8 protein-coding genes are annotated in these 14,442 nt (G+C 60.2%); 6 read left to right on the top strand and 2 right to left on the bottom strand.

Annotated elements, in window-relative coordinates:
* From LB577_RS20885 to LB577_RS20875, 3 genes are all read left to right on the top strand, one after another.
* A partial coding sequence (locus LB577_RS20885; protein ID WP_224688137.1) for an Ig-like domain-containing protein occupies positions 1-2,412 on the top strand: 2,412 nt, incomplete at its 5' end.
* Positions 2,413-2,593: 181 nt separating this feature from the next.
* Positions 2,594-4,294 carry a type I secretion system permease/ATPase gene (locus tag LB577_RS20880; RefSeq protein WP_224688136.1) on the top strand — a complete coding sequence of 567 codons (1,701 nt, stop codon included), beginning with the start codon at positions 2,594-2,596 and terminating at the stop codon, positions 4,292-4,294.
* The gene (locus LB577_RS20875) at positions 4,291-5,631 is read left to right on the top strand and encodes an HlyD family type I secretion periplasmic adaptor subunit (RefSeq protein WP_224688135.1); all 1,341 of its coding nucleotides are present in this window, start codon (positions 4,291-4,293) and stop codon (positions 5,629-5,631) included. Before LB577_RS20880 ends, LB577_RS20875 begins: the two co-directional genes overlap by 4 nt.
* 1,483 nt (positions 5,632-7,114) lie before the next feature.
* On the opposite strand, the gene LB577_RS20870 is transcribed toward LB577_RS20875, so the two are convergent.
* Together LB577_RS20870 and LB577_RS20865 are read right to left on the bottom strand one after the other, a co-directional pair.
* Positions 7,115-7,309: a hypothetical protein gene (locus tag LB577_RS20870; RefSeq protein WP_224688134.1), complete on the bottom strand. Its 195-nt coding sequence runs from the start codon at positions 7,307-7,309 to the stop codon at positions 7,115-7,117.
* Positions 7,310-7,927: 618 nt separating this feature from the next.
* Entirely contained in the window at positions 7,928-9,835 is a 1,908-nt protein-coding gene (locus LB577_RS20865; RefSeq protein WP_411969309.1) for a PAS domain S-box protein, read from the bottom strand.
* Positions 9,836-10,506: 671 nt separating this feature from the next.
* Between LB577_RS20865 and LB577_RS33535 the strand changes: the two genes are divergently transcribed.
* From LB577_RS33535 to LB577_RS33155, 3 genes are all read left to right on the top strand, one after another.
* Complete coding sequence (locus tag LB577_RS33535) at positions 10,507-10,644, top strand: KTSC domain-containing protein (RefSeq protein WP_023769219.1); 138 nt, start codon at positions 10,507-10,509, stop codon at positions 10,642-10,644.
* Between the two features lie 1,040 nt (positions 10,645-11,684).
* Positions 11,685-12,545: an RNA ligase family protein gene (locus tag LB577_RS20855; RefSeq protein WP_224688142.1), complete on the top strand. Its 861-nt coding sequence runs from the start codon at positions 11,685-11,687 to the stop codon at positions 12,543-12,545.
* Positions 12,542-12,670, top strand: coding sequence for a hypothetical protein (locus tag LB577_RS33155; RefSeq protein WP_263496175.1), 129 nt, complete (start codon positions 12,542-12,544; stop codon positions 12,668-12,670). The genes LB577_RS20855 and LB577_RS33155 overlap by 4 nt, the downstream gene beginning before the upstream one ends.
* Positions 12,671-14,442: the final 1,772 nt, after the last annotated feature.

Genomic DNA, 14,442 nt, shown 5'->3' with positions numbered 1-14,442 from the left:
GCCACGCCGGTGATCACAGGCTTTACCACCGATAGCGGCACAGTGGGCGACCACATCACCAACGACACCTCGCTGACGATCAACGGTACGGCGGAGGCCAACAGCACGGTGACGGTGTTCCAGAACGGCGTGTCGATCGGCACGGCGTTGGCGGACGGCAGCGGCAACTGGAGCAGGGTTGACAGCAACGTTCTGGCGAACGGCACGACATATCAGTTCACGGCCACACAGACTGACGTGGCCGGCAACACCAGCGCCGTGTCAGCCAGCTACGCGGCTACCATCGACACCACGGCCGCCACGCCGGTGATCACAGGCTTTACCACCGATAGCGGCACAGTGGGCGACCACATCACCAACGACACCTCGCTGACGATCAACGGTACGGCGGAGGCCAACAGCACGGTGACGGTGTTCCAGAACGGCGTGTCGATCGGCACGGCGTTGGCGGACGGCAGCGGCAACTGGAGCAGGGTTGACAGCAACGTTCTGGCGAACGGCACCACATATCAGTTCACGGCCACACAGACTGACGTGGCCGGCAACACCAGCGCCGTGTCAGCCAGCTACGCGGCTACCATCGACACTTCTGGACCAACCGTAAGTTCAATAGTATTCCTAACGCCCAACCCGGATGCCAGTGACTTCACCGACGTCAGTATCACGTTCTCCGAGGCGATCAGTAACTTTGATGCCAGCGACCTTCAATGGCAAACCAATGGTGCGGGCTCTCCAGTGACACTAAGCGCCACCTCAACGCCCGTGAAGGTCATCTCCCTGACGACAGTGGACAACATCCACTGGGCGCTTCAACTCGATTATTCAGGCAGCAGTTCGAGTGGGAAAGACAATGGAAGGCTGATCGTCACGCCCACCTACACTGACATTTCCGGCAATATTGGAGCGACGGGTCAAACCACATCGACGAATGAGAAAGTGGCCCCCGCGGGGATCGCAGGGCAGCTGATCAATCTTGCCCTAACAGATCCAGGGGCCCTGCAGGGTAACATTGCGGTAACGGTCGCGGGCGTTCCGCTGGGCTGGACCCTCAGCGAAGGCACCGACAACGGCGACGGTTCTTGGACAGTGCAGACCAACAACATCGCCGCTCTCTCGATCACCTCGCCCAACGGTTATGTTGGTGCCTTAACACTTAATATCACTGAATACTGGACGAATGCCGACGGCAGCATGGCCAATGTTTTGGTCACCGACAACGTGGAGGCCTACGCGCTCGGCTCACCGATCTTCGCCTGGTCGGGCAACGATGTGCTCACCGGCTCCAGCGGCAACGATCTGTTCGTCTTCTCGCAGCCGATCGGCAACGATGCCGTGCACAGCTTCGACGCGGCCGCCGACCAGATCGACCTCGTCGGCTACTCCGGCTTCCAGAGCTTTGCCGACGTCCAGGGGCATACCGCCGACGACGCCAACGGCAATGCGGTGATCACGCTCGGCGATGGGCAGTCGATCACGCTCGACGGCGTGCATTCCTCAGCGCTCGGCGCCGGTAATTTCGCCTTCAATCAGACGCCCGTGCTTAACAATCCCGGCGCCATGACGATCGGCGACGGCGCGCTGCTGCCGCTGAGCGGCGGCGTCAACAACAGCGGCACCATCTCGCTGGGTTCGACCGGCAGCGAAACCCTGCTGCAGGTCATCCAGCACGGCGTGACGCTGCAGGGCGGCGGGCAGATCGATCTGTCCGACAGTTCCTTCAACATCATCTCAGGCACCGGTCCGGACGTCACGCTGGTCAATGTCGACAACACGATCTCGGGCGCCGGCCAACTGGGGGATGGCATGCTCAGCCTCGACAACAGGGGCACCATCATCGCCTCGGGCACCAACGCCCTGGTCATCGACACCGGCGGCAGCGTCGTGGCCAATTCCGGCACGCTGGAAGCGACCGGCTCGGGCGGCCTGGTCGTCGCCGGCGGGATCGCGAATTCCGGCATGCTGTGGGCGAATGGCGGCAACATCGACATCCACGGCGCGGTCACCGGCGAGGGCGATGCCACGATCGGCAACCTGTCGAAGCTGGAATTCGGCGCAGCCTCGTCGACGGATGTCACCTTCGCGCAGAATACGGCCGGCACGCTGGAGCTCGACGACTCGTTCGACTTCAGCGGGCGGATCGGCGGCATCACCAATGACGATAAGCTGGATCTTAACGACATCCTGTTCGGCACCGGCACGACGGTCAGCTACCAGACCAGCCAGGACGGCAGTGGCGGCACTCTGACTGTGACCGACGGCACGCACGGCGCCACTCTGCATCTGCTTGGATCCTACGACGCCAACGGCTTCAAGCTCGCCGATGACGGCGAGGGACACACCGTCGTGACCTACAATCCGGCTGAATTCACGCTGACCGGCATCAATGGCGGAACAAGTGAGTTCGCCGTGTGAAGAAGGAATCGAGCCCGCGGTCACGCGGAGTTCGTTTCGTTCCCTGCCGGCCGCGGATTCAGCTTACGAATTAAGGTTTACAGCAGGTTTACGGGTGGATCGCGTGGCCGGTTGAAGGATCAGGAGTAGGATCGGTTTCGGGTATGCGGTTTAAACAGGGGGCGGTTCTCCGCTGGGTAGTTTGAGTCTCGACAACAAATCCAAGATCGTGAGGGAAGCGCTTCGCGCCTGCCGCCGCTATTTCCTCTTTGCGGCGGCATTCAGCTTGGCCATCAATCTGCTCTACCTCGCGTCTCCGCTCTATATGCTGCAGATCTACGACCGGGTGGTGACCAGCGGCAGCGAGACGACACTGGTGATGCTGACGCTGGTTTTGCTTGCGGCTTTCCTGGCACTTGCCGGCCTCGATCTTGTACGGGCTGCCATCCTGACGCGGGCCAGCGCGCGGCTCGACCGGTTGCTTTCGGCCAAGATCCTCGCGGCCTCCGTCGAAACCCCGTCGCTGGGCGCGGCGCAAAGCCAACCGATCCGGGATTTCGACACGTTCCGGCAGGTGATTACCGGCAGCGGCGTCCACGCGCTATTCGACCTGCCATGGTCGCCGATCTACATCGGCATCATCTTCCTTCTGCATCCCTGGCTTGGCTTCTTCGCGCTCGGCTCATCGCTGCTTCTCATCACCATGGCGGTGCTCAACGAATACATCGTCCGGGTGCCGCTGAAGCAAGCCAACGACCTTGCCACCGCCAATTACAATTTCACCGAAATGAGCCTGAGAAACGCCGAAGTCGTCCGCGCCATGGGCATGATTGACGGCCTTGTGCGCCGTTGGGGACGCGACCGCGCCTTGGCACTGCGGCAGCAGGGACAGGCCAGCGATCGAGCAGCACTGATGTCCGGGCTGATCCGCTTCATGCGCCTCACCATGCAGTCGCTGATCCTCGGCCTCGGCGCTTATCTGGTCATCGAGCGACAGATCACCGGCGGCTCGATGTTCGCGGCGAGCCTCCTTCTGGGCAGGGGGTTGCAACCGGTCGAGCAGATCGTAGGCCTTTGGCGCAGCCTGATACTGGCGCGGGCTGCGCTTGGTAGGGTCGAGAAGCTGCTCGACTGTGGCGCACAGCACGAACGCTCGTTCAACCTGCCCAAACCGACCGGCCAGATCGCCGTCGAACAGCTCAGCTTCGCCATTCCCAATCTGCAGAAGCTGCTGCTGCGCGATGTCTCGTTCAGGCTCGATGCCGGCGAGGCGCTTGGCATCGTCGGCCCGTCCGGCGCCGGCAAGTCGACTCTCGCGCGCCATCTAGCCGGCATCATGCAGCCGAGCCGCGGCACGGTCAGGCTGGACGGCGCCGATCTGACGCAATGGGGACGCGAGGCGCTCGGCGACCATATCGGCTACCTGCCGCAGGATATCGAGCTGTTTGCCGATACCGTGGCCGCCAATATCGGCCGCTTCAAGAGCGATGTCGACCGCGAGGTGATCGAGGCCGCGCGGCTGGCCGGCGTGCATGAGATGATCATCCGCCTGCCGCAAGGCTACGAGACGCAGATCGGGGAGGGCGGAGCGGTGCTGTCCGGCGGCTACCGGCAGCGCATCGCGCTTGCCCGCGCCGTGTTCGGCATGCCGAACCTCATCGTGCTTGACGAGCCGAGCTCCAACCTTGATGCGGACGGCGACCGCGCGCTCGCCGAATGCGCGCTGGAGCTCAAGCGCCGCGGCAGTACGGTCATCATTGTCTCGCACCGGCCCTCGACCTTGGCCAATGTTGACAAGATCCTGCTCTTGCGGGATGGCGCGGTCGAGGCCTTCGGCATGAGGAACGAGATCGTGGCGCTGCTGAACCAGCGCGCGGCACCCATGGCGGTGGCAACCCAATGACCGACATTGCCGCCACCTATCGCAGCCTGTCCGGCGCCGGAGGCGCGGACGCCAACCCGGATTCGATCCGAGGACCGGTCTGGGTCGGCGTGCTCATCATTGTTGCCTTCTTCGGGGTGTTCGGCGGCTGGGCGGCGATCGCGCCGCTCAACGGCGCGGTGCTTGCCGACGCGATTGTAAAGGTCGAGGGCAACCGCAAGAGCGTCCAGCATTTCGACGGCGGCACGGTGAAGGAAATCCGGGTCAAGGACGGCGACATCGTCAAGACAGGCGATGTGCTGGTGGTGCTCGACGACACCCGCGCCCGTTCCGAGTTCAACCTCTATTCCCAACAATATGCGTTGCTACGCGCCACCGATGCCCGCATCCGTGCCGAGCTCGAGGGCCATGAGGCGGTGGCCTTTCCGAAGGACATCACCGCCGAACACCAGGCCTATCTGCAGGACGCGATGGCCAACCAGATTGCTGACCTCGAGAGCCAGCGCGCCTCGATGGCGGGTGCCACGCAGATCCTGCAGAAGCGGATCGCCGAGCTTGAAGAACAGATCGACGGCAAGCAGGCGCGCGTCGAGTCTTTTCGCGCCCAGCTCAAGTCGACAACCGACGAAAAAATAGACCTCAACAAGCTGCTGAAGGCCGGGCTGACAACGCGCACGCGCATCCTCGAACTCGACCGCTCCGCCTCCGATTTGCAGGGCCTCATCGACCAGGCCATCGGCGAGATCGCGGGAAACCGCCAGAGCAAGGCCGAGCTCGAAAGCCAGATTGCGCAGCTCACCAACGAGCGACGCGCAAAACTCTCGGCCATGCTGATCGACACCCAGTCGAGCCTAGCCGACCTGGTGCCGAAGATGTTCGCCGCGCAAGTCACGGTGGACCGCGCCGAGGTGCACGCGCCCTATGACGGCCAGGTGATGGACCTCACCGTCTTCTCGACCGGCGCGATCGTCGCCCCCGGCCAGACCATCCTCGATATCGTGCCGACCAAAAATTCGCTCATCGTCCAGGCGCAGGTCAAGGTCGAGGACATTTCCAGCCTGCACGCTGACATGACGGCCGAGGTCCGCTTCACTTCCTACAAGCAGCGCACCACACCAGTCATCCACGGCCGCGTCACCCGCATTTCGGCGGACCGTGTCACCGACGCCAAGACCGGCTTTCCCTACTATGTCGCCGACATCGCAGTGGATCAGCAGGAACTCGCCGCCGCGCCGCAGATCCAGCTCTATCCAGGTATGCCGGCTTCGGTGATGATCGTGACCGAGGAACGCACCGCGTTGGATTACATTCTCAGTCCCCTGTCGACCTCGCTGCATACTGCCTTCCGGCAGAAATAATATCAGGACGGCGGCGCGATTTCGGCATTATCAACGTCTCATCCTTGATCTTGTCGAAATGGACGCCACGAATCGCAAGCAGACGCGGTTCTGCTGGACGCATCAGTCCGTTTTCTAGCCCGCACAACCTGAAAACGGATCAATGCCGGGGAGCCGAGTTTCGGGTCGGCACGGTCGAGAGCCTGCCCTTGCCGGATGCAACATTCGACAAGCCTCTCAGCGTCCACACAGTGTATTTCTAGCAAAGCCTAAAAGCTGGGTCCGCGGAGCTCGGACGCGTGCTCAAGTCAGGCGGGCGAGTCGTGCTTGGCCGCGGGTTCCTGCATGAGAGGCTTTCGTACGCCTGACGGCACCCGAAAGCCTTCAGCATCTCGGTCGCCGAGAAGAGCCGAGCGGCAGCTGCCCCATCCCGCAGCGCAAGGAGCGCTAGACCGCAAACGGCCCAAAATCGCTGTCGATCTCGCGTTTTGGCTGGGTCGTAGAAATGGTTGGTATGCTGGCTCCGCCAGCCCTGCTTCAACGAGTAGATGTACGGCAACAGGGACTGTGATCAGCGGCGGAAGTTCCCGCGCCGACTGATCAGCTTCGCGGCAACTTCGACTTTGTGGTACGGCGCAATCCGGCAATGCGTGTCGGCCAAGTGACAAATCATGCGAATGAAAAAGGCCGCCGGCAAGAAGCTGGAGACCGGCTGGAGCCTGCGGAGAGAAGGACGACCGTCGAACCGACGGGGGGCGGGGGCTCGACGGCCGGTAGAGCACGAGAGGCCATGAAGTCAGCAAACTGCGTTGCGTAAGGCCCTGATCTACCCATGTCATGATTCGGGGCAGGTGAATCGACCAATTTGGCATTTTCAACAGCTCGTCGGCCGATTGGTCGACGCTTTGAGGAAAAGGGGCGACCAGCGGCTTGGAGTTGCGCTTAGAGGGGCCGATCGCCCAATCAATGAGCCTGGGAGAGTGTCAGTCAGCAGGCTCGACAACACTTTACACTTGCTGTGTCGGGCTCAAAGCGGAGTGCGTCGCAATGGTTAAGAAGCAGTCATTTTAAGGCGCAGAATCTATAATGCGCTGTGTGAACTCCGGCATTGACATATGAAAGGCTCCAGGATGCAGACAGCTGCAGGATTGCTTGCAGACCTTGGCGATGGGATAGACGCAATCAAAGCCCACCTCGCAACGATGGATGACCACACGCTCGAAACGCTATTGGAGTCGATGCCAGGAAAGTCAGTCGCGGGCAGCGCCGAGATGACGATGACGATTCTGATCTATCGCGAGCTGGAAATGCGCAAGCGCGGCCACAACGTTGTACCTTTCCAGTCTAGAGACAGGCCACGATACCAAACGTCCGCAGCAAGTAAAAATGCCGGGTTGGAAATCTCACCTGTCTGTCGTACCTGCTCAGGACCGCTCGCTCGAGACCTTCTTCTTACCATCGGGAATTGATCCGGGCATTTTCCCTTGGATATCAAAACAGCCGTTCAATTGGCGCCCTCGCCGTAGCGGCGTTCCAGCGCATCGGCTATGCGCTCGCAAAGGAGCTCCGCAGTAGCAGTCGTGAGGTGAAGACGAACGCGGCCTCTTTCGGGGTCAACGAGTTCAACAAAGATCCCGGAATCGGATTGTCCGGACTGATCCAAGACGTCGTTGACGACGAAATCGGCTGTCTCGTCCAATTGTTTGGCCCTAACTGGTTCGAAATCCCATCGGTTCTACAGGCGGCTTCCCAGGAAGCCCAAGTCTGTTTCGATGATTGTGTGCGTAGTCCTCGGCAAGGGCCTGCGTCGCGAACACTTCGACCATTGACTCGCCACTCTCAACGACACGGACAATCCACCGGTTCTCGACGTGTTTAACCAGCACCTCGTTTGGTTCCCCAGCCACCATCCCCGTTCTCGCTGTCGGCGCGACGCGAGATGCTTCGCGTTTTCTTCAGAAGAGAACACCCATACTTGAGCAGGGTCAATCTAATATTTTGTGATTGCAGATCCAAATCGAATTGATGACATGGATGAAGCGTCCCTTTCTTAGTTGGCGATTATCCGCCCGTTACCCGTTGTTACGAGGCGTCCCCACCTCCAGGCGGCAGCACCGGTCCTGTAGTGTCCCACCGGATGAACTCGAATTCCTTCCCTTGGCTCGCCGCACGGTGGTCAACAGCACCTCGTGCAGGACGCGCAGGTTGGGTGTTCTGGCTGGATCCTGAAGAACAGCTGGTGGTGATCCGGGAAGCGGCGCTAATTGAGGCCCCTACAGGGGACGGTCCATTTACCTACCCACCGAATGCCGAGTTCCTAGGCCTCACTCACAACAGATGCCTCCACGGCAGCCATTGGCGCTTCCAGCGTCCAATTGATCCCATGGGGGCCACACTCAAGATCGGCCTTCCCGCCGACTGCCTCAGGCGCCACCCGCTTCAGCACCACGGTTCCGAAGCCGCCCTGACCGATGGCCTGCACCTTCGGCCCATCGGTTTCGGCCCAGGCGAGGTGGAAGAGCTTCGAATCCCCGGAACCGGTCGCGTTCCATTGGACGGAAATCGTGCCCTTGTCTCCCGAAAGTACGCCGTACTTGGCTGAGTTGGTCGCGAGTTCGTGGAAGGCAATGCCGAAATACTGGACGGCGTTGGGGCTCAGCACGATGGATGGTCCCGACATGGAAATCCGCCCCTCATTGCCGAATGGTTTGGCCTGCGACAGCAGCAGTTCAAACAGGGTGACGCCTCTCCAGTCGTCAGCGACAAGCAGATCGTGCGAGCGTGACAGGGCCATGATCCGCTCGCGAACCTGCCGTTCGAACACCGCAGGGTTCTCGGCGCGCTTGTTGGTTTCCCTGATCATCGAAAGGATGACGGAATACTGGTTCTTGACCCGGTGGTTGACCTCGCGCATCAGCATGCGGATGCGATGCTCGTTCTCTTTTGCCGATGTGATGTCCCTGGCAATCTTCGATGCGCCGATGATCTGCCCGGTTGCGCTGCGCACGGGCGATACGGTCAGCGAGACCGGAACCAGGCTGCCATTCTTGCGCTGACGGATCGTTTCATATGTGTCGACGACTTCCCCACGGCGGATGCGTTCGAGGATGCGGGGTTCCTCGTCCTGATGGTCATCCGGGATCAGCATCGTCACCGAGCGGCCGATCGCTTCCTCGGCGGTGTAGCCGAACAGCCGTTCGGCGCCCCGATTCCAGCTCTTGATGATGGTGTTCAGGTCCTTGCTCACGATGGCATCGAACGAGGATTCCACGATCGCCGACAAATGGTGCCTGGCCTCCTCGGCATTCTGGCGGTCGGTGAGGTCAAACAGCATGTTGACGGCACCGATCAGCTTGCCCGTCTCATCGCGGAGCGGCGTCGGATAGGGCTGAAATGGAAAGAACGATCCGTCAGGGCGCTGCGCTATCGCCTGCTGGCCACGCACAGGGCGGTTTTCCTTGAGCGCGATCGCCATGGGGCACTCATCGTGAGGAAGGTCCTTGCCGTCCGGTGTGAACAGCTTGAACGTCACGCACCACTTGTCCTTGCCGATCTCGGGTTCGCGGCCCGCCATTTCGGCGGCGGCTCGGTTGTAGTAGGTGATGACCCCATCCGCGTCAGTCGTGTAGATGGCGACCGGGAGACTGTCGAGGACCTGGTGATAGGTGCTGTCCTGCCGCTTGAGCTCCGTGCGGGTGCGTTCCAGGTCGGTTACATCGACAGTGAAACAGCGTGTGTTGATTAGCTTGCCGTCGCGGAAATGCCCGCTGGAAGAAATTTCGACGTGCTTGATCGAGCCGTCGTGGGCTCTCAATCGCGCCGGATATCTGGCGATCTTCTCGCCACGGGAGACGCGGTTCAAAATGTCCTCGATCACTTCCTGGTCGGGATAGAACTCGGCAATATGGCGACCGATATAGTCCTGCGCCGAAAAACCGAGAAGGTCGAGCTCGGCCTGGTTGGCATGAAGAATGACCCCGTCGGCACTTACCAGGTGGAGGGCGACGGCACCGTTTTCGAAGAAATCCTGGTAGTTGAAGTTCCGGCTATCCCCATCGGATGTTTCTTGGTTCTTGAACGCGACAACATTCGCCCGCGGCACTTCATTCATCCAAAACCCCTTTCTGCTCAACGGGTGGTAACGCGGGGTGTCGCCAAATTGTTCCTGTAGCTCGTCCCTTGCGGCTGCCCACGAGGCTCCTCTTGATTGAGCCTGTGGCGGCATGCAAATCTGAGCTCGGACGGAAACCACCTTGGCACGTGTTTCATCAACGAACGTGCAATCGTGCCTCACATGGACAAACCTCTCGTCCTGGTCGTCGACGACGAAGCTTTGATTGCCGTGGAGATGGAGACTGCTCTTTCCGAGGGGGGCTTCACCGCAGCCTTGGGATCGTCGTGTTGCAAAGGCCGAGGAGCGCTTCTCGCGAACCACATGCCCGCCGCCGCGGTCCTGGACGTCAGATTGTGGGACGGCGAGAGCGTCGAGGCTGCAAGAATGCTGGCTGCCCGTGGAGTGCCCTTCGTCGTTTATTCCGGCCTAGGCCCCGAGCAGAGTGATGAAGCATTCTCACTCGGGACGGTGGTGATGAAGCCGACCGAACCGGAAGAACTTGTCCGGATCCTCGGAGAACTGATTGCCGGTCGGAAACCCAGGATGACCGGTTGGCTGCATCCTCTAGGCTTGCGCTCGCAGTGCGCCTTTCGGCTCGTTGCGCATTGTACGCTAACCGCAAAGCAATGGGGTTGTACAATAGGTGACACCGGCGCTGATAAAGAACACGGCGCTCAAACCTGCTCGATCGGCAGCCCATCCCAAAGCCGGGCTTCCAAGAGCCATCGCGACATCCAGAAAGGCCGTGTAGATGCCCATTGCCAAGCGGCGGTTTTGCGGCGATGTGCCACCAAGGCAGGCATTACCAGTTCTTGGACGTGCCGCCGGAGAGCTTTGCCGGGTTCAAATCTGCCTTTGCCAAGGGCCGCTATTTCAACGACCACATCCGCAACCGCTTTGCATTTCGGCTGGTGACATAAAGGGCAAAGCCCGCTGCCGGACGCTCGCCATGATTGCCACCTCATCGCCTATGTTGATGCTGCCGTTAGCCACGCCGATTCAAACTCCGAGCAGGCGAGTTTGCCTTGTAAGCAGATGCTAAAATGTGAACGCCCTCGTGGAACATACCTCCACGCTCCGCAGTTATTAGCGTTCAGATTTTAGCGAAGTGTGGGGAAATCATGAAGCGAGACTTTGCATACCTGTGCGCTTGGGCGAGCGCACGAGGCATTAAAATCTATCAGCGGTCAAAGACGGTCTGGATCGCGGCAGGACATCATCGGGGCCGCGATTTCGAGGTGAAAGGACGTTCCCCGGCGACTGCACTCTCCTTGTGGGTGGAGGGTGCGCAGTACACGGGTCAGCGGTTCTGCTAGGGCATTCCGTCAGCCCGCCTGGCTTTTGTGGTTCTGCTTTTCATAGCCGCTGGCTTCTGGTTGGCGGCCGAACTGGTGGTCGCCGGTGCACAAGGTGCTGTCATTTCGCACGCTTCGGGAGGTTGATTATCTCGGCGCCCCCGTCATCTCCAGCGGTTCGTGCCCTGGCGTTTCATGCCAAAACACTTGGCGCAAATCGCGCTGGTCAACCTTTTGCCCGCAATATGGGCAAGGATAGAAATGCTGATGTTCCGGGATGTCTGCGCCGCCGTGCAACTTTCCGGGGATCGGCGGGCCGAGGTCCGATAGCTTCGTCATCCCCATCGAACTTTCAGTTCATCTAAAATGTTCCCGGAACTACTTTAGCGCGATACCCATCCCTCCGTTCCGTCAAAGTCTAATGATCAGGAACGCACACTGGAAAGCACGTGCGGTAACGGTTGATTCAACCATCGATGGTAATTTGGTGTGCAGTGGCGGCTCCGACATGGGGGCGGGCGCTTGAGTGCCGGAGCCGCCTGCGCAGCCCGGTTGGGGTTTGACCGCGCCGTCCTAGAATGGGACAGCGCGGTCAACGATTCGTTAAAATTTTCCGGAACTAATTAAGCGCATCCTAATTGAGTCGCGATTCGCGAGTCAGTTTCATGCGTTTGAAGTTTATCCATCCGATGGAGCCCGAACTGGTCGATACGCCACCGCAGGGCGATGACTGGCTCCACGAGATCAAGTTTGATGGCTACCGCACCCAGGTCATCAAGGACGAAGACGGCATCCGGCTGATCACCAAGAACGGCTACGACTGGACGGGCCGCTACATCCAGCTCGCAGGTGAAGCGGCGGCGATCGAGGCGGAAGACTTCATCATCGATGGCGAGGCGACCACCATTAATGAGGCGGGCCTGTCCGACTTCCACGCGCTTCAGTCAGCCGTCACCAGCCGCAATCCATCGCGCGACGTGTATCTGGTTGCATTCGATCTTCTACACCTGAACGGACACGATCTGCGCGACATGCCGGCAGAGGACCGTCGCGAGATCCTTCAGGAGCTTGTTCCTACCGGCGACCGCATTCAGTTCAGCGAGGCTATGCCAGGCACGGGGGATGCTGTCTATCACCTTGTCGACCAGGCTGGCCTGGAGGGGATGGTGTCGAAGCGCAAGGACAGCCCGTACCGCAGCGGCCCGACGATGAACTGGCGCAAGATCAAGTGCTATGCCGAAAAGGAAATGGACATCATTGGCGTGCAGCGGGAAGCCGGCAAGCCTGCGATGGTGCTGATGGCCGACAAGGGTCGGTATGCCGGCGCCGCCTTCGTTACCTTCAAGGCAGACAAGCGGCAGCGCCTTTGGGACCGCGTCCAAGGCAAGATAGGCGGACCGGCGCCTGTAAGGCTCAAGAGCGACAAGGCCGAATGGCTGAAACCTGGTCTAGTCGGCCGGGTGCGGTTCCTGAAGGGAGAGGAGAAGCTGCGCCATGCTAAGCTGCTGGATTTCAGGGAAAAATGAGCAAGCGCGGCGGTGATTTTCTCTACCATTGGATGTCTGACCACTTGGCGGATGGGCCGATCAACGACCCGGTGCTGCTGGTTATCGATATGGCTGTGGAGGCTAAACAGGCAGCAGAGGCCTAAGGCATTCCTGGTGACGAGATCGATGAAGAAATTGGCGAACTTGTTCGAAACCATCATGAGGGCATTGCGGGGCGCCACGCTTCGCCGCTGCGAGGAAGACTAATGCTCGGCAGCTCGAGGGTTCGACAAGGTGTTGCTAATATGCAGCACCGCCGGCATCTCTGACCGCCCCCGCCTGGAACCGCTTCCCACGGCTGCCCGTAGACGTCAAAATGAGAACGCAAAACGCGAGGCGGCGAAGATGGACAAGCGAGAAAACAAGATCATTGAGACGTGTTGCCTTATAGCCGTTCCCGTATCGATGGCTCTCACTATGGTACTAGCTCAACTGATCCTTGGCTGAACCCAAGGCACCGACCAGGCAAGACATAAGCCGTGTTGGGCGACCGCTAAACCGGCAGGCATCTGGCAACGCTAGCTATCGTTGACCTAGCCATTGGCAACTCCGTTTGAGGATCGCCCAACGAGGATGATAATTCTGCCTATAGGGCCTAACGCAAGAGGGCGCTCGCTCGTACGCGTCCATCGAATGTGACATTAGCGCCACCTGATTGCGTGAACGAACACGCGAACGGAGCAGTCGCTTGACGATTGAGGCAGACTGCCCCAGCGTTTGGCCGTCCGGGGGTAAAGGGGCGCACGGCTCGTCGAGAGCTGTTAAAAAGGCGGGGGCCTTTCTCGACGAGCCTGCCTCCGGACGCTAACGGAGATCGGCGACAAGGTGCGGGTCGAGGAGATCACGCCGAAGCCGAAGGGGAGATAGCGCTTTGACCCCATGCAGGCTGGAACTCATGAGGTGCTGTTGAAGGCCGTGCGGCAAGTCACCGGGAAGGAGGTCGAGCTCATCCGGTGGAATACCACGGGACCGGTTCGGCCCCTGCGGCTGGGTAGCGTCCGGCAAGGATCGCCCGCGCAACGACGGAAAAACCGCGCTAGCGGTCGTCGCCGCGTTCACCCTTGATCAGAGGGCGCGCCTCACTGGAGTGAGTAAGCGCGAAGCGCAACAGCGCCTGACGTTCAAATTAGCCGGTGGAAGAGCCTGGCAACTCGCACGCCAAGGCCAATAATGGTTTGACCATCATTGGCGGCGAAATCCCAACAGCAAAATGCCGCCCAGCCAAAAAGCAGGAGTGAGAAGCGCATGGCGAATTCTAAGGTAGATAAATTGAATAAGGCGTTAAGGCCTTAACTTCTGTCATTTCCTCAACCTCACCCCGGCGCCGCCCCCGTTCTCGGGGATGTGGTCATAGGAATACTCGGGTTGGTTGCTTGTCCGAGAGATAAGAGGGACTGCGGTGCCAGCGCAATGGGTCCGGCAACCCGGGGTAGGTGATAACTCTAGCTGACCCCTCTCCCGTGCTTCCGCTGCTACCCACTAGCCCTGCTTCCTATAGCACTTCTTAGTGGATAGGTTACGGTGCCCACCTGGGCGAGGATTCGAGCCGACCGAGGGCTAAGATTCTAACCTACCACGCAACAAGAAGCCTGTCACGAAGCGGCGGCTGACCCCTTCTAGCGCAGGGTAGACCCGAGGGGAACAGCTGGCGCTGCCCAGGACGGAAGCGCTATCGCGTGTCGAAACGAATTAACTCCGCAAGACATCTGGAACCATCGGACCGGCAGAGCCTCCATCCCATCGTAGTTCGAGGACGCCAACTTGGCGTTGAATGGCTCTCTTCTCGACAATTCAATCCGGTCGGGTCATATTATAGGTGTCGCAGGGACGGACTTTCAACGGCGCCTCGCCGGGTGGCCGGTTCACACCCAAGTGT

The sequence above is a fragment of the Mesorhizobium sp. B283B1A genome, assembly GCF_020165735.1.
Classification (GTDB): domain Bacteria; phylum Pseudomonadota; class Alphaproteobacteria; order Rhizobiales; family Rhizobiaceae; genus Mesorhizobium; species Mesorhizobium opportunistum.
This window is presented reverse-complemented; position numbering and strand designations above follow the sequence as displayed.